Origin of the sequence: Microcoleus sp. AT3-A2, assembly GCF_036705685.1 — a bacterium.
GTDB lineage: Bacteria > Cyanobacteriota > Cyanobacteriia > Cyanobacteriales > Microcoleaceae > Microcoleus.
In genome coordinates this window covers 59,236-81,416 of record NZ_JAUBVF010000006.1, presented here as the reverse complement: position 1 = coordinate 81,416, position 22,181 = coordinate 59,236, and the positions used below count along the sequence as shown (strand labels likewise).

The window sequence follows — 22,181 nt, the reverse complement described above, 5'->3', positions numbered from 1 at the left end:
CTTTCAGCAATCCTGGATCGCATAAGTAAAATTACTGTTGTTATTATTCCTGAACTAGCAGAGAATTAACAATAAGGTAATTTTCCCACAATCAGGAGCAGTCTGCCGCGATGACTCAAATGCCCCCTCAATGCACAAATCTGCAAGAGCAAGTTGATTCTTTAGTGCAACTGCTGCGTCAGGAATCGTCTTTGCGACAACAAGATATCACGGCGGTACAAGCTTCTCTGAAAAAAGCAATTTCTCCTGAGTTTGAAATTGTGTTTGCTGGCGCTTTCAGTGCGGGAAAATCTATGTTAATTAATGCTTTGTTGGAGCGGGAATTGCTCTACAGTGCAGAAGGACACGCGACTGGTACTGAATGTTATATCGCCTTTGCTGAGCCGGAAAAAGAGCGCGTTGTTCTCACTTTTTTGAGCGAGTTTGAGATTAGCCAGCAAGCTTCTGTGCTTTGCCATCAGTTAGGTTTAGCTACTGAACTTAATATTAATCAAACAGATGTAGTGTCGCTGTTGTCTCAGGGATGTAACATAATTATTGAAACGGAAGGCGGCGAAAATAAATCCGAGTTAGCCAAAAAAGCTAAGGCTTTGATGCTGCTTTTAGAAGGGTTTGAGGCAAATCGCGATCGCATCCAAACTCTCGAAAACGCTACCTACTCGATGGAACAGTTTAACTTTTCCAATCTTAAGGAAGCTGCTAGTTATGCCCGTCGCGGTAGTAACAGTGCTGTACTCAAGCGAGTTGAATATTACTGTTATCATCCGCTGCTGCAAGATGGCAATATTATTATCGATACGCCGGGAATTGATGCACCGGTGCAGCGGGATGCGGAATTGACTTATGATAAGATTGAAAGCCCGGATACTTCGGCGGTTGTGTGCGTTTTGAAAGCGGCTTCGTCTGGGGAAATGACGACGGAAGAAACCGAGTTGATGGAAAAAACACGGGGAAATCCGGGAATTCGCGATCGACTGTTTTACATTTTTAACCGCATTGACGAAACTTGGTACAACACGCAACTGCGACAGCGCTTAGAAAATCTGATTAATTCCGACTTTCGCGATACTGCGAGAGTTTACAAAACTAGCGGATTGTTGGGATTTTACGGAAGTTTGATTCGAGGGACAACAGGGCGCGATCGCTTTGGTTTAAATACAATCTTTGCCACCAGTCAAGGGCGAGCTTCTGGAGATGATAAATTAGATTCAGAATTGCTCGGTAATAGTGAAGAAACTCCGCAATTTGTTAGTGAATTTAATCGTTACTGTGCGAATTCGGGAAAGCTATCTCCGAGCAAATTTCGGATTTCAGTGAACAGCTACGAAACACCAAATGAAAACTACGTGCGAATTCTTGCAGAGCAAGGACAACCATTAATTTCTCAATTAATTCAAGATAGCGGCATCGAAGATTTTCGCACAGCCATCACCCGTTACCTCACAGAAGAAAAACGCCCGCAACTGTTCAAAAATCTCGCTGACGACTTAGAAGACTTGTGCATTCAACTGCGGAAACATTACCAAACAATTCAGCGGAATTTGGACAGCCAGCCCCGCGAAATTGAAGCGATGAAAGCACAGGAACTTCTGCGACTAAATCAAGAATTGCAGCAAGTCGGACAGGATTTTCGGGAACATATCGCCGAAGAAGTCAATGAAATGATTATGAACAGATGCGATATTTTCGATATAGACTTTCGGCAACTGCAATCTCGGATGATCCGGCGCTTGGATGAATTGTTAGACGGATTTTCTGTTGAGGCGGCTTACGGACGTACTTTACGCAATCATCCCCGCAATGCTACAGCACCTTTAATTGCTGTTTTAGTTGAAGCGCTTTATTATTTAGCAAATCAGTTGGAAGATATTTTAGTAGAGGCTACTAAATCACTGGTTGATAATTATTTCCAGTATTTGAAAGATAGCGTTCGTAAGTCGGAATACTACCGATTACTCTATCGGTTGTTGGGGAATGATGGGGGCATTGAACAGCAGTTAGAGGAGTTATCAAAGCGGGTTTCTGATGCTTTGGTAAATGCGGCGGGCGTTGAGTGCGATCGCTACGTGCGAGAAAGTCCCCGTTTTTACGACGAAGGCACATTTTCGATTTATCAATTCCGGGAAACTTTGCAGCAAACTTCTCAAGGTTTCGATTGCGAAAATATGGTGGACGCCCAACCAGCAATTCGGCAATTATTGCGGCTAGATTTCGAGCCGAAAGTATCTAGAACTATTCGGCAAACTTTCCGCCAAACTGTCAACCAAACCCTGAAAGAGCATTTGTTGCCGCTGGCCCAAAAGCAAGCTGATGATATTTTGCAGAAATACAGTCAAGCCCGCGATTATTTGGAGCAAACTTTGGCACAGGAAGCGGAGGAAAAGATTGCTGGAAACCTGCGGCGGCAAGCTGAGAATGAGCAAAAGATTCAAGAGTATGATCGGGCTGTTTCGGGGATTAATAGTTGTTTGCAGGCGATGAAGTTGCACGAGCATTTGTTGCCTGTAATTGCACAAAATGATAGCGTTTCGGTGGATGGTGAATGATTAAAAGGCGGGCGAATAGAATTCGCCCGGTCTATTTATTCTGTTTATTGTGCTATAATAGCCAACAAAGAGCGACTTTAATCCTATGAACATTCGCCCAAAACTTCTAACAATAATCGAACAACTTCCCGATGATAAGTTAGAAACACTTCTGAACCTAGCCCTATTCTTTAAAAGTGGAAAAGCATCTGTTCAACCGATGCTTGTATCCCAAGCTTATCAAGATTGGCTGAGCGCGGAAAATGACATTTATGACGAACTATTTGCAGACTGAACCCTCCAAAATCCGCGTTCATTCGTGTTCATCTGCGGTTAAAAATCATGGCTAAAAAACCTATTAGGTTAGATATCAATATGGAAGATAAATTTGATTTTCACAACTGCGGTAATGATGATGCTTTATCTTTCGGTAACGCAATGCTTAAAGTAGAAAAACTCAAGGAAACAGTAAATGGAGTTTTGCCTGAATATGGGTTAGGAGAGAAACTCACTCACTTGTTGAGTCAACAAAAACTCTACATTTATGTAGGTTCAAATACTGACGAACAACCTAATGCTTATGAGAACTGGTTTGGTGAAGGTATAGATTGTGAAATTCTCAGAGTGGGTGCTCAGGGCTGGAAGAAAGGAAAGATGAAGCTCAAACTCAATGTCACCATAGAGTTTTGCCCCGACGAACCAGACGTTGAAGAAACACCAGAAAACAACGAGTCAGAAACTAGCAAACCCGACTCCCCCCTCGATGATTTGCGCCGCCAACTTCTCAATCAAGAAAACTCACCCAGCTAATCAATCAAACATCCGCGTTAATTCGCGTTCATCTGCGGTTAAATATCATCATGTCTAAAACCCCAAGAATTCCCATTCCCCCAGAAGTCAGAAAATATGTATTTACTCGCAATAAATACCAATGCCAAAGCTGCGGCCAAACCAAGCTAGAAACCCAACTGACGATCGATCATATCATCCCCCTAGCGCGCGGCGGCAGCAACGACATCAGCAACTTGCAAACCCTCTGCAGCGCCTGCAACCAAAAGAAAACAGACAAACTCGACCCCCGCTTCCGCCGTCACTTTGACCTTTGATATTTAACAGTATAATAAAATCAGCAATTTAAAATTGAAATTGCTAACCTCTGTTCGATCGCACTTTTAATCCCTAGCTTGGATAACTGCAATGGTGACAAAAACAGTAGACGTGCAAGAAGCACAGACAAATTTGAAAGAGTTATTATCTCTAGCACTTAAAGGCATAGAGGTTGTTCTCACAGAAGGTGGAATTCCCCTTGTCCGTTTAGCGCCGATCGCATCCCTAACTAAGCAGCGTACAGCAGGATTACACGCAGGAGCAATCTGGACAAGTAATGATTTTGATGAACCGTTACCAGACGAATTTTGGACAGGGAATCTATGAAATTACTGCTGGATACTCATACATTCATATTGTACTTTTACCTTTAATATCACGCCTCAAATCATTCATAACATCGGCGTTAATCCGCGTTAATCTGCGGTTCAAAAATCCTACCATCGATAATACCGATAAGGATCATCCCCATTCTCAAAATCCGTCTTATAATCCCAGTGATAAAACTCCCGACTCGAACCGTTAAACACAGATTCATCCGCCTTAAAACTCGCCCCTAAATTAGCCAAAATCTGAGCATTTGCCCTGGTTTGCCGCCAGCGAGTAAAACGCAAATAAGTCTTAGTATCAGCATCCAAACTGTCCGGTTCAATCTGAGAAAAAATCGCCACACCCTTGCCAACTTTTACCCGACTTAACAAACCGTCAGCACCGATTTCTCCCCCAGACTTAATCAACCAAGTATCATAAAAAGAGCGCGATCGCAAATCTGAAGCACTAACCCCCTTTACCTCATCCCAACTCGGAACCGCCAGCGAACCCCCGAAATCCTGCGCTTGCTGCAAATCCACACCCAAACCCGCAGCCGGCACTTCACGCGGCAAGAAAAACGCCTTCCCACCAGCATTCAAATAACCGCGCAAATCTGCATCTTTCAGATTCGCTTCTCTCCCCACAATGACCAAACCAGCATCATTAGAAAGCGAACTAGCGCGCTGATAAATTACCCCCAAACTGTCCAGCTTTTGGGCATCTTCATCTCCCCCTATTAAAACCACTTTATCCGGCTTTCCAAGCAGCGGAGAATTCATCCCGTAACTCACAATTTTTTGCACTAACTGCGCCGCCCCAGCATCTACAGAATAATGGTCTTCCAAATCCAACTCGTTTAAAATCAGCCGCCCTTTTCCGTAATCCAATTCCATCAGCGGCGAATAAGCTAAATCAAACTCAGATTCCAAAATTGGGCGCCAACCGCTGCGGTGTGGCTTCTCAATTGAAGCGCTACTGACACCGCCGCGATTTCCCCAACGCCAGCCGTACCAAGGTTTATTTGCCGGACTCAAATTAGGGCCAGTTTGGATTGTATCTGGATAAGCTTCAACCAGCGTGCTTTCCCCCACCCAATCCCGCAAATCTTCACTGTCTAAACCGCTAATTGCCGGATGGTTGCTGTCAACTGGATAAGCGCGGCGGCTGACGTGGGCAGCAACTCGGAAACCCGTATTTTTTAGCCATTGCCTCCGCTGAGGAAACACAATTGCTTTGCCGCCGTTTCGCACAAAACTTTCTAAACTTCCCGGCAAATTTTCCCCGCTAGAAAACGCTTCCCTACCGATAATTAATAGCGATGAAACTTGCGAACCATTCCACGGTACAAGCTGATGACCTAATTGTTTTAACATGGCCGATGTTTTGCCCGCTGGGTCGAAGATTGTCAGCGTCTCCTTGCTTTTGGATTGTTTGGGAAAAACGCGGAAAGCAAATGTATCAGAATGCGATCGATCGCCCATTCGCGCAGTCAAGCGAATTTCGCCGTCAGCCTTGCTAGAAATGGTATTTGGCAATTTTACATCTATTGGAAAAAACAGCGTTACTGCCGACTCAATCGTCCCTTTTTGCTCGCCTTTTTTTACTTCTTTCCCCCCCACAACAACCCGCCAATTAAACGAAAATTCTTGTGGCGCCCGCGTATCGTTAATTAACACTACTTGCTTTGCCAGTTTTCCGCCCACAAACAAATTGTGATCTTTCGCAGTAAAAACCGGGCTAGCACCAGCAATCCAAGCCAAAGTCGAGCTATTATTCTTCATAATTGCTTCCCCCCCAGGATGAACAGTGTAAGCTTCGGGCTGCAAATAATTCAAAAGATTATTCGAGACTTGCTTCAAATAAACTCCCCGGCTACCAGGTTGAAATGCCCCAATATCCACCTTTTTTCTGCCAGCTTCTGAAACTTCCCAACCGTGCCCGTCATTCCAAGGAATCATCCCCCCAGACATTCCAAAAGTTCGCCAACTCCGCCAAGTATTTGTACTGAATAACTCCTGCAACTTTTGAAAAGCTGGGGCAAAATCTAACTCTTTTTTTAAATGCCAGCTTTGATACTCCTGGCCCTTGACAAATTGCTCGCGAATTTTAGATTTATAAGCCGTCGTTTCCAACTCGTAAGCCTGCTTGCCAAAATAAATTGCCGCAAACTCAGTCATCAAAGGTTCGCTGAGAATTGCCTGACCAAAACCTTTGCGGGCCCGCATCATCGTTGCGTGCAGAGGAGTCCCAAACTCGACTGCCATGTAGGGCCTTTCCCCGGTTTTGCTCCACTCAGAAATCCACTCTTCCCGTTCTTGCAACGGAATCATATTTAAATAAGTATTCAGGGCATAAACATCGCCGAAGTTTGCGCCTTGGTGTACCATCACAGGTCTGGTTGGGTCAGCCGATTTAATCGCAGCTATAGCGTCATTTCCGAGGGGAGTGTTGACCCGCAAACGCTGGTTTTCCGGGGGACTGAGAGTTCCTTCTACTTTGCTTTTGCCGATACGGCGCGGATTTTGGTCGTCAGCGTTGCCGAAAAAATTAGGACTTGTCGCCCACATTAATACTGATGGATGATTGCGGTAGCGGCGCATTTCAGTCACCATTCGGTCTTTCCAGCGGTTTTTCCACAGGGGGTTCTTCCACTTGCCGTTCCAAGCAATAGGACTAATGTCTAAAGCGGGAGCCATAATGGGAAAACCTTTGAGGTCTGCTCTTTCGGAGAATAACTCTCGGAAGTGCCATCTACCCCGTTCGTCGTGATTCCAAGGCCACATTTCTGTTATGTTAAAACCGGCTTTTACGTAGCTGTCAATGAGCCCGTCAGAAACTTCTACGGTCCCGCCTTGCCAAGTATCGGAGTGCAAGATTGGTCGCAGCCGAAATTCGGTTCCGTTTAAGAAAAATTTGCGCCCTTCTATCCAAAATTCGCGGAAGCCAAAAGGTTGGTCGTATTGCGTGTCAATGCCACTGCCTTTTACTTCTAATTGCAGGGTGTAAAGGTTTGGTTGCCCGACATCCCAAAGACGGGGGTTTGGCCAATTCCACTGAACTTGTACGGTTTGAATGGGTTTAGCTTGAACCTTGGCAGTGCCTGTAAATTTTTGTTCTACTTTGCCTTTTTCGTCGAGCATTTGCGCGATTATTTCTACTTGACCGCTTTGGGCAACGTCTTTGAGTTCTACATCTAATTTAACTTGCTTTTTTCGGGTGGAAGTTTGGACGAATACGTCCCTAATTAACGGGCCTGGGGGAAGGCTCAAAAGCCTTGCCTCGCCGATGATTCCCCGCGATTGCAACTTGGATTTTTCTGTGTAGATTTCTGTGGGGCCCATGATGACGGCTTTTTCCTTTTCATCGGATACTGCTATCACTAAAATAGATAGGGTGTTTTGACCTGGTTTTGCTGCTTTGGTAATTTCAATAGTGCCGTAGGGCCAGGGGATTTGACCGCAGTTAATGCCGTTGACAAAGATGACTGCATCGGTGCTGACTCTGGCTAAGTCGAGAAAAATTCGGCGGTTTGTCCAGTCGCCGGGAATGTCTATATTTTTCTGATACCAAGCTTTTGATAGTTGTTTACTGTTGAAGTTTTCCCAATCTTTGCCGCTGCCGCGAGTGATGATTCCGGGTACGGATTCGTTGTTTTCTTTTTGCCAGTCTCCAGGCACCGAGATGGAACCCCAATTTGGGGAGACGGGGGGGTTTTGGGGGTTGCCAACTGCGGGAACAAATTGCCAAGTTCCGTTGAGATAGATTTGGGATCGTTTGTTGTCGATCGCCCCGACGGCCGCGATGGTAAGATTTGGGAAGCCGATCGATATCGCTGAGCTGCTGCCGAAGTTGGGATTTTGAAGCGCGTAACCGACGAATCCAAAGAGGGTGGCGGCTGCGAAAAATAATCCGATAATTTTGGCCAGCTTGTGATTCACTCGCTTATTGCTCCCAGAAATTAGATAATCTAATTTGTCTCTTGATCTATGATAGCAGTTGCTTCAGGAGTAATCCCGCAACCAATCTGTCTCTGGGAAGATGGCACACCACCTACAAATGTGGTTTTGTATAGAAAAAATCAATACTTAGTTTTAACTAAGTTTTAACAAAGTTGTTTCATCGACGTAAGCAATAGTGCGATCGCGCCATCGCTACAGGTCAACAAAAATGAGCCAGTTTGAGGTCTTGCCCTTACCCATTAAATCTTACAGTATTGCTACATTTAGTGCCGGCACGGCTTTACTGCTGACAACTCTGTTACTGTTTTCCTTCCAGGCAGCTCCTGCAATCTTACTTTTGCTCGCTGCCGTTATCGCTTGGTATGCAGGCTTAAAGTCCGCAAAACAAGAACTAGAAATAGAACGTAATATTATTTCAAAAGTAATTGACACGACAGCTTGCTTGATTGTAGTTCTCGACAGCCAAGGACGGATTGTCCGCTTTAACCAAGCTTGCGAAAAAACTACAGGCTACTCGACAGCAGAAGTTGTTAATAAATATGTTTGGGATTTGTTTTTAATCTCCGAAGAAATAGAACCTGTTAAAACAGTTTTTACCCAGCTCAAAGTCGAACATTTTAACAACGAATATCAAAACTATTGGCGCACTAAAAACGGATCTAAGCGCTTAATTTCTTGGTCGAATACTGTGACCCTAGATGGCGAGGGATTGGTGGAATATGTGATAGCAACTGGCATAGACATTACCGATCGCCAAGAAGCAGAAATAGCCCTAGCTTTATCCTACACCAAACTAGAAAGCCGCGTCAAAGAGCGCACAGCAGAACTGACAGTAGCTAAAGAAGCACTGCAAGCTCAAGAAGAACGATTTCGCTGTTTAAGTTCCTGTTCGCCGGTTGGCATTTTTATGGCAGATTCCCAGGGGTGCTACACCTATGCAAACCCACGCTGTCAAGCTATTTGCGGCTTGAGTTTGGCAGAACTTTTAGGAGACGGGTGGGAGAAGTGCATTCACCCGGAAGACTGCGATCGCGTATTGACCCGATGGCTGGATTATACTCGGCAAGGTGGGGAATATGCGATCGAGTATCGCCTGCAAACACCAGAGGGGATTGTGCGCTGGATTAACGTTTGTTCCTCGCCGATGTTCTCCGACTCCGGCGAACTCATCGGATACGTCGGTACGGTGAGAGATGTCACGGAAAGACAACAAGCGCAAGCAGCTTTGGCAAACAGCGAACAGCAACTGAGAACGCTGCTAGAAAATACGCCAGATATCATTATCCGCACTGATAAAGAACTGCGTTATATGTATGTCAATCAAGCAGTTGAAAGAAGCCAAGGAAAACCGCTTTCATTCTTTTTGGGTAAAACCAGTCAAGAAATAGGAATCCCGCCGGAACTGTGCCAAATCTGGGATGAAACCCTGCACAAAGTGTTAGAAACAGGTTGCGAAGAAATCATCGAATTTCAGGCTTGGTCAATCAACGGCCTCCGAAGTTATCAATCCCGCGTAGTTCCAGAATTTGACAAAAATGGCGTACCAGAATCAGCCTTAATTGTCGCCCGCGATATTACAGAAATCAAACTTGCGGAAACTCAAAGATTGCAGTTAACAATCGAGCAAACAGCGAGGGAAAAAGCGGAAATAGAACAGCAACGCTCGGCATTTTTAGCAGAAGTCAGCAAAATGCTGGCTGATGCGTTTGACGGGGAAACGGTGCTGCAAAAGGTAGCAGAATTAGCCATAAATTCGATCGCCGAGGGGTGCTGCATTCATTTGCTCGAAACCGACTCAAAAGTGCGCCGAGTGGCTGTGGCTCACGCAGACCCCTCCACGGTTGATACTATTAATAACTTGAGAATTCGCAGTTCGATCGCCGAGAATGCTGTTAACGGCTATCCCGTGGTAATCCGCAGCGGAAAATCCGAACTAATTGCCGACGTGGATGAGGAAATTTTAGCAGCAGGAGCCGACAATGCAGCAGAAATGGAAAAATTGAGATCGCTCAATATCGGCTCTCACGCTTGTGTACCGCTGAAGGCTCGCGGGCGGGTAATGGGTTCCATCACTTGCTTTACGCAGAAGTTGGGCCGCCGTTACAGTGCAGAAGACATGGCAATGCTAGAAAATTTAGCATATCGCGTGGCGATCGCCCTCGACAACGCCAGACTTTACACTGAAGCGCAACAAGCACTATCTCAAACATCGCAATCCTTTGCCGTAATTGACGCGCTGTTAGAAGCATCTCCCCTAGCAATTTGCTTTATGGATCGCGAAATGCGCTTCATCCGTATCAATCAAGTATTAGCAGAACTCAACGGTTTGCCGATAGAACAGCATCTCGGCCAAGACTTCCGCCAATTGTTGCCCGAACATGCAGCCAAATTTGCGCCGATAATTCAGCAAGTTTTAGAAACCGGCCAGCCTGTTTTAAACTTAGAAATGAGCGGCGAACCTCATGGGAAACCGGGATATTTTGGTTACTGGCTAGCCAACTACTACCCAGTGAAAAATGAAAGAGAAGAAATAATCGGAGCCGGCCTAATTATCACAGATATTACCGCAGCTAAACAAACGGAATTAGCTTTGCGGGAAAGCGAAATGCGCTTCCGCAGCGTGGTAGAATCTAACATGATCGGCATCGGTTTCTGGGAGGCCAACGGCGAAGTTACGGACGCTAACGACGCCTTGCTGGAAATGATTGGATATACGAGGGAAGACTTAGTTTCGGGACAGATTCGCTGGAGCGAATTTACGGCGCCGGAATACGGAGAACTCGATCGCGTCGCCGTCGCGCAAGTCGCAGCAGAAGGAAGTTGCCCGCCTTATGAAAAAGAATTGATCCGCAAAGACGGCACGCGCTTCCCAGTTTTAGCCGGCGGCGGAAACTTCCAAGGATGCACAGACAAAGGATCATTTTTCGTACTAGATATCACCGATCGCAAACAAGCCCAAAACCAACTTCGAGAAAACGAAATACGCATTCGCCGCCAACTAGCAGAACTCGACTTAGTTTACAAAACCACACCAGTCGGGCTGTGCTTTGTCGATACCAATTTGCGCTACATCCGCCTGAACGAATGCCTCGCTGCGATCAACGACCGATCGATCGCAGAGCACATCGGCCGCACCGTTAGAGAAGTAATTCCCGAAATGGCCGATATGGTAGAGCGGATTTACCGCCAAGTGCTGGCGACGCAAACCCCCGTGCTCGACTTAGAAGTTAAGGCCGCAACCAAGCAACACCCGGGAGTTTTGCGGGATTGGCAAATCAGCTTTTACCCCGTGATCGATGAATCAGGAACACTGCTGGGAGTCAGCACTGTGTTAGCCGAAATCACCGATCGCAACCAAGCAAAACGGGTAATACAGCAAAGCGAAAGCATATTCCGGCGGCTGTTCGAGTCAAATATTTTCGGAGTCGCGATCGGCGATTTTAGCGGCCGCATCGCCTACGCCAACCAATCCCTGCTCAACATGGTCGGCTACAACCGCTCAGACTGGCTCTCCGGTCAGATGCGGTGGGACAGAATGACCCCCCCCGAATACCTGCACCTGGACGCCTTAGCGGCCCAAGAACTGCGGGCTAAGGGAGTCGCAACTCCTTTCAAGAAAGAGTACATCCGCAAAGATGGCAGCCGCGTGCCGATTCTGATGGGCGGAACCACTCTGTGCCCGGACGATCGCGAACCAGAGACGATCGTCGCATTCTACATCGACTTGACCGAGATATCGCGGGTAGAAGCAGAACTCAAACACAATCAAGAACGGCTGCAAATCGCTCAGAAAGCGGGCAAAATCGGAACTTTTGAATGGAACGTCCAAACTGGCGAGGTCGCCTGTACGCCGGAGTTCGAGGCTTTGTACGGGCTGCAGGCCGGCGGTATCGACAGCTATCAAAGTTGGGCCCAAATGGTGCATCCAGACGATCGCGCTGTTACCGAACTGCAGGTGCAGGCTGCGGCGGCGTCCGGGGAGGAATTAAACATTGAGTTCCGCATCTGCCGCCCGGACAAAAGCGTGGGCTGGATTACTTGCAGGGCTAAGGTATTTCCCGACGATGGGGGTTTGCCTTGGCGGATGATCGGGGTGAACGTCGATATCAGCGATCGCAAACAAGCAGAAGCAGCGCGATCGCACATCCATCAAACTTTAGAAGCCTTGATTCAGGCTTGTCCCCTAGCAATTACCCTTTTGGACTGCGACGACGGCACTGTGAAAATGTGGAACCCAGCAGCCGAGAGGATTTTTGGCTGGCATGAATCAGAAGCGGTAGGTCAATTTGTGCCCTGCGTTCCCGCAGACAAGCGGGAGGAATTCACGGCTAATTTGAAAGGAATTCGCCAAGGAAAGGCGATCGCCGGCATGGAAACCCAGCGCCAAAGGAAAGACGGCAGGTTGATCGACATCAGTTTGTGGGCAACTCCAGTCCGCGACAGCAACGGCAATATCAACTGTATGTCGATCACCGCCGACATCAGCGATCGCAAGCAAGTCGAGGCCGGGCGCGCTCAGTTGCTCGATCGCGAACAGGCCGCGCGGGCGGAAGCAGAAGCTATCAGCCGCCGGAAAGACGAGTTTCTAGACTCTCTTTCCCACGAATTGCGAACACCTTTAAATGTGATTCATGGGTGGGCACAGATCCTGCGCGCCCACCCCTACAACCAAGATAAATTAGCTTCGGGTTTGGAAGCCATTGAGCGTCAATCGAAGGTGCAGATGCAGCTAGTGGAAGATTTGCTCGATGTTTCCCGGATTATTCAAGGCAAGCTGGCCCTGAAACCCGGCTGGTTCTACATGGTAAGGACGATCGAGGCGGCTCATAATTCAGTTCGTTTGGCAGCCGAGGCCAAGTCTGTCACCGTTTCGTTAGAACTTGACCCCGCAGTCAGCTTGATGTGGGGCGACGCCCAGAGGTTGCAGCAGGTAGTGTGGAATTTGCTGACTAACGCCGTCAAGTTTACGCCTTCTGGGGGAACTGTGCAACTGCGCTTGTCTGCGGTGGCTGTTAGCGATTCCTCATCACCCAATTACGTGCAGATTACTGTCAGCGATACCGGAAAGGGCATTCCTGCTGAGTTTCTGCCCTACGTGTTCGATCGCTTCCGACAAGCAGACGCCTCGAAAACTAAGGCTGACAGCGGTTTGGGACTGGGATTGGCGATCGTCGAGCACTTGGTGCAACTCCACGGGGGCACTGTGACTGCAGAAAGTCCCGGTAAAGACCAGGGTGCGACATTTACGGTGACACTGCCACTCAAACAGCCTCGGCGTAAGCAGCCGCAGTTGAGAGGAGAAAGGAAATCCAATTCAAGGCCTCCGGGTATTTTGGCTGGTTTAAAGGTGTTGGTAGTTGACGACGAACCCGACAACCGCGAGTTTTTGATGGTTGCCCTCGAACAGTGCGGGGCGACTGCGACTGCGGTGGCAACGGCTGCGGAGGCGATCAACATTTTACAGCAGTCGCCGCCGGATATTTTAGTCAGCGATATCGGTATGCCCGTTGAGGACGGCTACTCGCTGATCCGCAAAGTGCGATCGTCCGAATCCGACAAAATCAAGCGCTTGCCGGCCGTGGCGCTGACAGCTTATGCTAGCGAAGAAGACCGCGATCGGGCGATCGCCACTGGTTACAACGAACACTTAACAAAGCCGATCGAACCTGTTCTCTTCGCCACCGTTTTAGCCAAGTTAACAAATCGGCATTAGGGCGATCGGGCTCGATGAACGCACAAATAATATCATTTCCGTTTGATTCGGATTTGTATGATATTAAATCTTGTAATACCAATTTTTTATGAGGCTCCGTAGAATCTGATCCCCCCTAACCCCCCTTAATAAGGGGGGGACAAGATTCTTCTCAAAGTCCCCCTTCTTAAGGGGGATTTAGGGGGATCGAGATATGTGCAACTTCACATTAAATTGGTATAAGGGCGGGTGCACCAATAATAATTGCCCATAATCTACAATCTCATAAACCCGCCCCCCCTGGCTTTTCATTAACGGCATGATTGCCGATACACACAAAGAAATTAGAAAAGTTATCACAGTTTATGTAAGTAAAAATGAGTCAAATGCCAAACAGCTAGAAACAGAACTGACAGAAGCAAATTTTGACAGCAGGGCCCAATCTTCGCTGGTAGTTGGCTATATTGAACCCGGAGGAACATTTCAGAGCCTGTAGGCCGCGCCAATTGCCGGGGGTAAAGGCAGACTATAGCAGTTAAAATTCTATTATCAGCGCAATTCCCTCACACCCATGCCCCTTTATCCTCTCAACCGCCCAGCCGCCCTAATTTTCAGAAAGCTTCCCCTGCGAACGGTTCTGATTGTTCCGTTTGTTTTGCAAACCGTAAGTTTAGTCGGGCTAGTGGGCTATCTTTCTTTCAAAAGTGGTCAGGAATCAGTCGAAGATGTAGGGCATCAGCTAATCGAACAAGTAGGAGAACGGATTAGTGATCGCCTCACAGATAATGATGGACTATCGGCAATCAATACCTTCCTGGCTAGGCTGCAATTCTCGGCTTCAGGACAAACTTTTATTATGGATCGATCGGGCAATCTGATTGCCACATCCACACTAGAAACACCCTTGGTGACGCCAACAAAAAAGCAACCGACGCCATTGCTAGCCATCAACAGTAAGAATGCCCAAACGCGAGATATTGCTAGACAACTCGCCAACCGATTTGGCAACCTCCGCACTTTGCAAACAACCCAGCGATTTACCTTGGCTAGCAAGGGCGATAGGCAGTTTGTCCGCGTCACTCCCTATCGAGATTTCCGTGGTTTGGATTGGTTGATTGTGGTGGTGGTGCCAGAGTCTGATTTCATGGCTCCAATTCAAGCAAATACGCGCCATACATTGTGGTTATTGATCGGTACACTGCCGCTGGCGATCGCGATCGGATTGTTGACTTCCCGTTGGGTGACAAAGCCAATTATGCGCTTGAATACCGCCGCCAAAAATGTTGCCAAAGGAAAATGGGATCAACCTTTAGAAAATAAACGCTTGGATGAAGTCGGAGAACTCGCCAATTCCTTCAATCTTATGGCAGCGCAACTGCAACAGGCTTTTGCAGACCAAAAATCTTTAAATGAAGCTTTAGCGCAAAGAGAGAGCCAACTCAAGCAATTTCTCGAAGCCATACCTGCGGGAGTATCTATCCACGATGCCTCGGGTAAAGTCATGTACTTCAACGAAACTGCCAAGCATTGGCTCGGCGTAGCAATTATTCCCGATTCGACTTTAGAAGAAGCAGTAGAAGTTTATCAAATCTACCGCCAAAACCAGCTTTATCCCACTGAAGAACTGCCCGCATTCCGAGCACTGCGCGGCGAAACGGTATTCCTTGAAGATGTAGAACTTTATCGAGATGGGGAATTTATTCCTTTTGAAGTGCGCGCCACACCAATTTTCGACGAAGGCGGAAACATTATTTATGCCATCAATGCTTTTTATAACATCGCACAGCGCAAACAATCTGAAAAAATATTAACTGACTACAATCGCACTTTAGAAGCCGAAGTTGCCGAACGTAGCTACGCCTTAGCTGGTGCTAACGAACTATTACAATATGAAATTGCCGATCGCCAATTGCTCGAACAAAAACTTTACACTTCTACCGAGCAATTTCGGCAAATATTTGAGTCGATTACAGATATTGTATTGATTTTTGATGTCCAAGAAGAAACCATCCAAATTATACCCACTAAGGGAATTTTTCAATACAACTATCAGACGAATCAGATCGACTGCATCATCGAACAATTTATTCAGAAGGAAAGCGAGGAGATTTATTTCGCTCAAGTTCGACAGGCATTGGAAACTAAACAAACTATTAGTTTTGATTACAGTCTACAGATTAATAACCAAGAAGTTTGGTTTGCTGCTAAAATTTCGCCGCTGTCGGATAGCTCTGCGGTTTGGGTAGCGCGCGACATTAGCGATCGCCAGTTTGCCGAATCCCGACTGCTCGAAGCCCAAAAAATTGCCCGTATTGGCAGTTGGGAACATGATATCGCCACAAAAACAACCACTTGGAGTGAAGAACTCTATCGCATTTACGAGCTCGATCCGACTCAAAAACCGCTGCCAACCGAACAATTAATCGAGCGTTTTCATCCAGAAGATCGATCGCGCTATCTGACAATGGTGCGCGAGCAAGCGATGAAGGGACAAAGCTTTGAAATTGATCTCCGGCTGATCCGAAGAGATGGCTCGCTCAGTTACATTGAAGTTCGAGGGAAACCTGTTTATGATGAAAAAGGGCAGTTGATCCGTTTGTTCGGCACTGTCTTGGATATTAGCGATCGCAAACAAGCCGAGTCAGCTTTGCGAGAAAGCGCCCAGGGGGAACAAGCCATCGCCCGATCGATCGATCGCATCCGTCAATCCTTAGATATTGACACAATATTCAAAACCACAACCTCTGAACTGCGACAAACCCTAAAATGCGATCGTGTCGGTATCTATCGCTTTAATCCTGATTGGAGCGGGGAATTTGTTGCCGAATCAATGGCTCCTGGCTGGATATCTTTGATGCAACAACCCGACGATGGTAATGTGCCAAACACTCTCGTCGAACACTCTCGCTGTACCGTGAAAACTATGCAAGCCGGCGGTACACCAGTGCTGGATACCTATCTACAAAAAAATCAAGGCGGTATGTACGCTAGAGGCGTTCCTTACCGCATAATTGAAGACATATACAACGCTGGATTGAGTCATTGTTACATAGAACTGTTAAAACAATTTCAAGCTAGAGCCTACGTTATTTTCCCTATATTTTGTGGCAGTCAACTTTGGGGTTTGCTCGCCAGCTATCAAAATTCTGCACCCCGCACTTGGCGCGAAGCAGAAATCAATATTGGGCTGCAAATTAGCACTCAACTGGGAGTCGCCTTACAACAAGCTCAATTGCTCGAAGCCACTCAAAAGCAAGCAGTACAGCTCCAACAAGCCGCCTGGGAAGCAGAAGCAGCCAACCTTGCCAAAAGCACTTTCCTGGCAAATATGAGCCACGAACTCCGCACCCCGCTAAATGCAATTCTGGGATTCTCCCAATTGATGCAGCGCTCTACCAACCTCACTCGCGAACAACAGGAAAATATCCGCATTATCAACCGCAGCGGAGAACACTTGCTCGCTCTAATCAATCAAATATTAGATTTAGCCAAAATAGAGGCGGGACGGATTACAATCAATCCAACAGACTTTCAATTAAGCAGCCTGTTGAACGAGGTGGAAGAGATGTTTCAACTTCAGGCAATGGAGCAACAATTGCAGTTAATATTTGACTGCTCTAGCGAAACTCCCGAATACCTACGAACAGATCAACTGAAGTTGCGCCAAGTTTTAATTAATCTGCTTTCTAATGCCATTAAATTCACGAAAGAAGGAGGTATTGCGGTAAGAGTAAGTGCGGTGAGAGAGGGTGAAAATCTGCAATTACCCATCAGTAATTACCAATTACATTTTGAAATAGAAGACACGGGTGCCGGCATAGCTGCTGATGAGTTAGATAAGCTTTTTCAAGCCTTTGTGCAAACCAAAACAGGAACCAAATCTCAGCAAGGAACAGGCTTGGGGCTGGCTATCAGCCAACAGTTTGTCAAACTGATGGGCGGCCTGATTACTGTACGCAGTGAAGTAGGACGCGGCACCACTTTCGCGTTTGATATCCCCGTCAGCGCCGTTGATGCCCCCGCGACTCAACCCGTACAGCAACCGCGTCGGGTGATAGCGCTGGAACGCAACCAGCCACGCTATCGTATTTTGATTGTGGACGATCGATCGGACAACCGCCAACTGCTGATCAAACTCCTCGCTGGCTTTAACTTTGAACTCGAAGAAGCCACCAATGGCATGGAAGCTATTGAAATGTGGTCGAGTTTTGAGCCACACTTAATTTTTATGGATATGTGGATGCCCGTGATGGATGGACATGAAGCGACCAAGCGCATTAAAGCCACCGTTAAAGGTCAAGCTACGGCAATTATTGCCGTGAGTGCCGGTAACGCCGAGGAAGCGCAAACCGTTACTGTATCAGATGATTGCGATGACTTTATCCACAAACCCTTTCGAGATACAGAAATTTTTGCCACCCTGCACAAGCATCTGGGAGTGCGTTACATTTACGGTGAACCGGAGAGTGTTCCCGAGTCAACTCAAATCGAAGCTCCGACTTCAGAGACTCTGGCAGCTTTACCCGCAGATTGGCTGGCAGCTTTAGAGAAAGCCACAATTGAGTGCGATTTAGAGTTAATTCTGATCCAAATTGAGCAAATTCGCGATCGCAATGACGCTTTAGCGAGCGCTTTAGCCGCATTGGCTAACGAGTTTCAGTTCAATCAAATACTAGCTCTCATCCATCCCGATCCGAAAGAGAAATGATATTATACGCGGTTCGTAGTGAGTACGATCGTCCTCATAAAACCCGCTAGGGCGATCGTACTCACTACAAACCTATAAAGGTTATCTTACCGAACTAGATATGAATTACGAACCAACTCCCGTCTTAAAAGGGAATATTTTAATTGTTGATGATATTCCGGCTAATTTGCAACTTTTAGCTCAAATACTCTCGCAGCAAGGGTACAAAACACGCACCGCACCCGACGGCAAACTAGCGCTGCGGTCGATCGAGTTAACTCCTCCTGACTTGATTTTGCTCGACATCATGATGCCCGGTATGGACGGCTACAAAGTCTGCCAAGTATTGAAAGCTTCTCCCACAACCAAGGACATTCCGGTTATTTTTATCAGTGCTTTAAATGAAGTGTTTGATAAAATCAAAGCCTTTGAAGTTGGTGCTATAGATTATATCACAAAACCGTTTCACGAACAAGAAGTTCTCGCCCGCGTCTCCAATCAACTCGTGCAGCGCCAGTTGTTCCAGCAAACACAATGCTACGCCAAGCAACTCGAACAAACCGTAACTGAACTCAAGAAAACTCAAGCTCAGTTAATACAGAAGGAAAAAATGGCTTCTTTAGGTCAGCTAGCGGCAGGAATTGCTCACGAAATCAACAATCCCGTCAGCTTTATCTACGGCAATATTGCTCTAGCGGCGGAGTATGCGCGAGATTTGCTTCGCCTTGTCGAATTGTACCGACATTACTACCCCCACCCCGTTGCAGAAATTACCGGCAAATTGAACGAGATTCAACCCGAATTCATCGCAGAGGACTATCCAAAACTGCTGAATTCGATGACAGAGGGTGCTTCTCGGATTAGCGAAATTGTGATGTCTTTGCGGAAATTCACCCGCCTTGGCGAACAAAAGTACAAGCCAGTGGATATTCATGAAGGCATTGACAATACTTTAGTTATTTTGCAGCACCGGCTGAAGGGAACAAACAAAGCTGGTGAGATAGAGGTCATTAAACACTACAGCCAACTGCCAAGAGTCACCTGTTACGCCAGTGAGTTAAATCAGGTGTTCATGAACTTGTTAACTAATGCTATTGATGCCCTGGAAACTCAACCTTCTCCCCGAAAAATTACCATCAGCACTTCAGTAAGTTGTGAGTCAGAATCTGCCCTGCACAATCAAGATTCCAAATTAGCCACTCACAACTATAAATCCGTTGTTATCCACATTGCCGATAACGGTTGTGGGATGAGTGAGGAAGTGCGCCACCAGATATTTGACCCATTTTTTACTACAAAGCCTGTAGGCCGCGGTATTGGATTAGGGTTGGCAATCAGTCACGATATTGTAGTGGAAAAACATCGAGGTCACATCAGTTGTATTTCTGCTCCGGGTCGAGGAACCAAGTTAATTGTGCAGATTCCGATATCTGTTAAATTTTAATAAATTTCAACATTTTAAAATTTAAGTGACCCAGAGGATATCTCAGATAGATTGTACGCGAGCATCTGTTTAAGGTAAAACCGATAGTCTGTCAGTCCGTCAGGGGTTGAAACCCCTGCCTCAAAGCGAAAGTCCTCGCTTCCGAGGACTGAATAATTTATTAGTCCTCTTTTAGAGGACTTTTGCTATAAGCCCCGTGGAATTCATTCCCTGGCGGAGTACCGGGTGAGCGGGAGGACTGTTTCATTCTCTTGCTACAGGATTTGATAGAAGTCCTCATTACAAACACGGGCTGATTGTGGGGAATTGACCATAGAACGTATTTACTTTAAATCCAGCAATCCGCTAGTTTTCAGCTTGGGATTAAACCGGATTTCTTCAGTTACGCCGCGAGCTTTTAGCAGCGCGAAAATTTCGTTTTCCACGCGCCGCGCGACATTTTTCAACAATTTATCTTTGGCAATTTCATCGGCGAAGATACCTTCATAATTTGCCGTTTCTTGGGCAGTCATTACAGTTTTGGTGTCGATGGGATCGTTCCACTTGGCAGCATCGGCACCGTTACCCTGGGGTTGGGAACCGTTTTCGGCAATCCAACTTTCTCTAATGCTTTCTAGAATAGTGCGACTGGGCTTGTCAATAGTTTGGACTTTCAGCCAGTAGCAATACTGGGTTTGGCGTACCAAATGCTGTTTAAGGCTGAGGTAAATGTCGCGAGAATAGCCGACAAATTGCAGGACTTTTTCGTTGTCAAAAATCGCGTAAACGCCGATTTTCCCCTGGACAAAATCGGGCAATTTCCCCTCGGAGTCTATGTAGGGAATGAATTCTAAGCTGGCGAGAGATTGAATGTCTTCTGTCATCCGATTTTAGATTTTAGATTTTAGATTTTAGATTAAACCACACATTAACCCGCCTTTACTTAACTCTTGAAAACTCTATAAATTGCACAGAGGCGGCTGGGTTTAAATATTTTGGCTTGGAACATGAAATTAGGCGGGACGTTGACGATCGCAAAATCGCTCGATTGATGATACTTTTCAAATTCCGCAGGCATTCCCTTCGGCGTCTCGCTGCTGTAAGGGATTGGCTGAAACAGTAACTCGGCAAACTCAATGCACGAGCATTGCAATTGTAGCGCTACTTGTTTGACAAAGCTTTCACCGGTTAACAAACCGAACAGAGCAGTTTTAGCGTCGGGTTCGAGGACAAAACTGCTATCGTAGCTTTCAATAATCTTAAGACCCATTTTCTGTATACTCCTGACAGACGGCGGTGAATGGTTATCGCTTAAATGTTTTGAGCGATCGACTTAATCCTGAATTTTACCTGAGATTGACCGTTTTGAAGGCAGAACGTATTCGGCACGAGGTCAATAAAAATACCACAATCAGGAAATTTTGACCAATAGCCCTGATTTATTTGCCGATCGCTTTTATCATGTCGGTATCGCCATCTATCCGACTACGACTAAAAGGCTATGCAGAAGATTGAAAAAGCATCATTCCCAGCTTTGAGAAGTGCCCCGAACCAGCCGGACTGGCTAGAATTGGTAGAATACGCCTCTGTTGCTGGTTCAGCTATTGGCACGATTGCTGCAGGATTGTCGGGCCAAATTGTCTACGCTGCCGCCCCTTTAACCGCAGCACTCTCGATAAATCTCGCCAATCGCCAGCGTTTCGAGCAACAAATGCAACAAAAGGCAAATTCTGCGATTACGGACGTACAGGCCGCAGTAGAACGTCGATCGCAACAAGTTCAGATACTACCTGGAGAACCTGCGGAACTCTACACCGCTGTCTCCGACTTGCAGCAAAAACTCCTGGGCTTGGAATCCGGGGCCATCGCCGAGGTACAAGCTGCCGTAGCCTCCCTCGAACGCCAAGCCCAGGCGCTTCCGGCCGACTCTCAGGAACTCTACACCACCCTATCCGATTTGCAGCAAAAACTCCGCATTTTGGAAAATAGCGCCCTCAGAGAGCATGATTGGGAAAATGTCAACGTCCGATTTTTATTGATGGGCGAAAAGTTAACTGAAGTTAAAACTATTACGGCTCAGTTACAGGAGCGATCGAACGAAGTAGACTTTGATACAATCCAAGGTTCTCTCCAGCAATTGCAGGACTTGCTCGATCGACCCACAATAGACACAGGGATGCTGCAAACCGAGATTCAGCATTTGCAGCAGCAAGTGTCCGAGTTGCAGAGGCAAAATCAAGAAATTGTCAAGCCTTATTTGCAGCGTCTGACTCGCGCCGTGAAAAAACTTAGTCAGTAGTCAGTAGTCATTAGTCAGTAGTCAGTAGTCATTAGTTAGTAGTCAACTGTCAACTGTCAACTGTCAACTTCAACTGTCATTGTAGCCTTAACCTTGTTCCCAGGCTCTGCCTGGGAATACATACCCGGAGGATCTGCCTCAATTACCAATTCTCAATTATCTTTACCAATTCTCAAT

At 46.6% G+C, this 22,181-nt stretch carries 13 protein-coding genes; 10 read left to right on the top strand and 3 right to left on the bottom strand.

The window, feature by feature from the left end; genetic code table 11:
- Positions 1-110 precede the first annotated feature (110 nt).
- From QUB37_RS05905 to QUB37_RS05885, 5 genes are all read left to right on the top strand, one after another.
- Positions 111-2,546, top strand: a complete 2,436-nt coding sequence (locus tag QUB37_RS05905) for a dynamin-like GTPase family protein (RefSeq protein WP_333160028.1) — start codon at positions 111-113, stop codon at positions 2,544-2,546.
- 85 nt (positions 2,547-2,631) lie between these two features.
- Positions 2,632-2,820 (top strand): hypothetical protein, encoded by a 189-nt coding sequence (locus QUB37_RS05900; protein WP_333160026.1) that lies wholly within the window; start codon positions 2,632-2,634, stop codon positions 2,818-2,820.
- A gap of 47 nt (positions 2,821-2,867) precedes the next feature.
- On the top strand, positions 2,868-3,335 hold the full coding sequence (locus tag QUB37_RS05895) for a KGK domain-containing protein (RefSeq protein ID WP_333160024.1): 468 nt from the start codon (positions 2,868-2,870) through the stop codon (positions 3,333-3,335).
- A 50-nt stretch (positions 3,336-3,385) separates the two neighbouring features.
- Positions 3,386-3,631, top strand: coding sequence for an HNH endonuclease (locus QUB37_RS05890; protein WP_333103949.1), 246 nt, complete (start codon positions 3,386-3,388; stop codon positions 3,629-3,631).
- A 91-nt stretch (positions 3,632-3,722) separates the two neighbouring features.
- Entirely contained in the window at positions 3,723-3,959 is a 237-nt protein-coding gene (locus QUB37_RS05885) for a toxin-antitoxin (TA) system antitoxin (RefSeq protein ID WP_333160022.1), read from the top strand.
- A 110-nt stretch (positions 3,960-4,069) separates the two neighbouring features.
- Here QUB37_RS05885 and QUB37_RS05880 read toward each other — a convergent pair whose 3' ends face one another.
- Entirely contained in the window at positions 4,070-7,882 is a 3,813-nt protein-coding gene (locus tag QUB37_RS05880; protein ID WP_333160020.1) for a glycoside hydrolase family 2 TIM barrel-domain containing protein, read from the bottom strand.
- A gap of 229 nt (positions 7,883-8,111) precedes the next feature.
- On the opposite strand from QUB37_RS05880, the gene QUB37_RS05875 reads away from it, so the two are divergent.
- The 4 genes from QUB37_RS05875 to QUB37_RS05860 all read left to right on the top strand — a co-directional run bounded on the left by QUB37_RS05875 (position 8,112) and on the right by QUB37_RS05860 (position 19,726).
- A complete protein-coding gene (locus tag QUB37_RS05875) occupies positions 8,112-13,616 on the top strand; it encodes a PAS domain S-box protein (protein ID WP_333160018.1) in 5,505 nt (1,834 codons plus the stop codon).
- Between the two features lie 298 nt (positions 13,617-13,914).
- Complete coding sequence (locus tag QUB37_RS05870; protein WP_333160016.1) at positions 13,915-14,091, top strand: hypothetical protein; 177 nt, start codon at positions 13,915-13,917, stop codon at positions 14,089-14,091.
- Positions 14,092-14,166: 75 nt separating this feature from the next.
- Positions 14,167-18,303 (top strand): ATP-binding protein, encoded by a 4,137-nt coding sequence (locus QUB37_RS05865; protein WP_333160014.1) that lies wholly within the window; start codon positions 14,167-14,169, stop codon positions 18,301-18,303.
- A 100-nt stretch (positions 18,304-18,403) separates the two neighbouring features.
- Complete coding sequence (locus QUB37_RS05860; protein ID WP_333160012.1) at positions 18,404-19,726, top strand: response regulator; 1,323 nt, start codon at positions 18,404-18,406, stop codon at positions 19,724-19,726.
- A gap of 323 nt (positions 19,727-20,049) precedes the next feature.
- Here the strand turns inward: QUB37_RS05860 and QUB37_RS05855 are convergent, their stop codons facing one another.
- Positions 20,050-20,589, bottom strand: coding sequence for a GIY-YIG nuclease family protein (locus QUB37_RS05855; protein WP_333035802.1), 540 nt, complete (start codon positions 20,587-20,589; stop codon positions 20,050-20,052).
- A 59-nt stretch (positions 20,590-20,648) separates the two neighbouring features.
- On the bottom strand, positions 20,649-20,975 hold the full coding sequence (locus QUB37_RS05850) for a hypothetical protein (protein ID WP_333160009.1): 327 nt from the start codon (positions 20,973-20,975) through the stop codon (positions 20,649-20,651).
- 231 nt (positions 20,976-21,206) lie between these two features.
- Here QUB37_RS05850 and QUB37_RS05845 point away from each other — a divergent pair, with 231 nt between their 5' ends.
- A complete protein-coding gene (locus QUB37_RS05845; RefSeq protein ID WP_333160007.1) occupies positions 21,207-22,004 on the top strand; it encodes a hypothetical protein in 798 nt (265 codons plus the stop codon).
- The last annotated feature ends 177 nt before the right edge of the window (positions 22,005-22,181 follow it).

Bases quoted from the DNA above. Each gene is read 5' to 3' on its own strand.
- QUB37_RS05855 (WP_333035802.1), bottom strand. From the start codon at position 20,589: ATGACAGAAGACATTCAATCTCTCGCCAGCTTAGAATTCATTCCCTAC.
- QUB37_RS05860 (WP_333160012.1), top strand. From the start codon at position 18,404: ATGAATTACGAACCAACTCCCGTCTTAAAAGGGAATATTTTAATTGTT.
- QUB37_RS05905 (WP_333160028.1), top strand. From the start codon at position 111: ATGACTCAAATGCCCCCTCAATGCACAAATCTGCAAGAGCAAGTTGAT.
- QUB37_RS05875 (WP_333160018.1), top strand. From the start codon at position 8,112: ATGAGCCAGTTTGAGGTCTTGCCCTTACCCATTAAATCTTACAGTATT.
- QUB37_RS05865 (WP_333160014.1), top strand. From the start codon at position 14,167: ATGCCCCTTTATCCTCTCAACCGCCCAGCCGCCCTAATTTTCAGAAAG.
- QUB37_RS05900 (WP_333160026.1), top strand. From the start codon at position 2,632: ATGAACATTCGCCCAAAACTTCTAACAATAATCGAACAACTTCCCGAT.
- QUB37_RS05895 (WP_333160024.1), top strand. From the start codon at position 2,868: ATGGCTAAAAAACCTATTAGGTTAGATATCAATATGGAAGATAAATTT.
- QUB37_RS05885 (WP_333160022.1), top strand. From the start codon at position 3,723: ATGGTGACAAAAACAGTAGACGTGCAAGAAGCACAGACAAATTTGAAA.
- QUB37_RS05850 (WP_333160009.1), bottom strand. From the start codon at position 20,975: ATGGGTCTTAAGATTATTGAAAGCTACGATAGCAGTTTTGTCCTCGAA.
- QUB37_RS05890 (WP_333103949.1), top strand. From the start codon at position 3,386: ATGTCTAAAACCCCAAGAATTCCCATTCCCCCAGAAGTCAGAAAATAT.
- QUB37_RS05845 (WP_333160007.1), top strand. From the start codon at position 21,207: ATGCAGAAGATTGAAAAAGCATCATTCCCAGCTTTGAGAAGTGCCCCG.
- QUB37_RS05870 (WP_333160016.1), top strand. From the start codon at position 13,915: ATGATTGCCGATACACACAAAGAAATTAGAAAAGTTATCACAGTTTAT.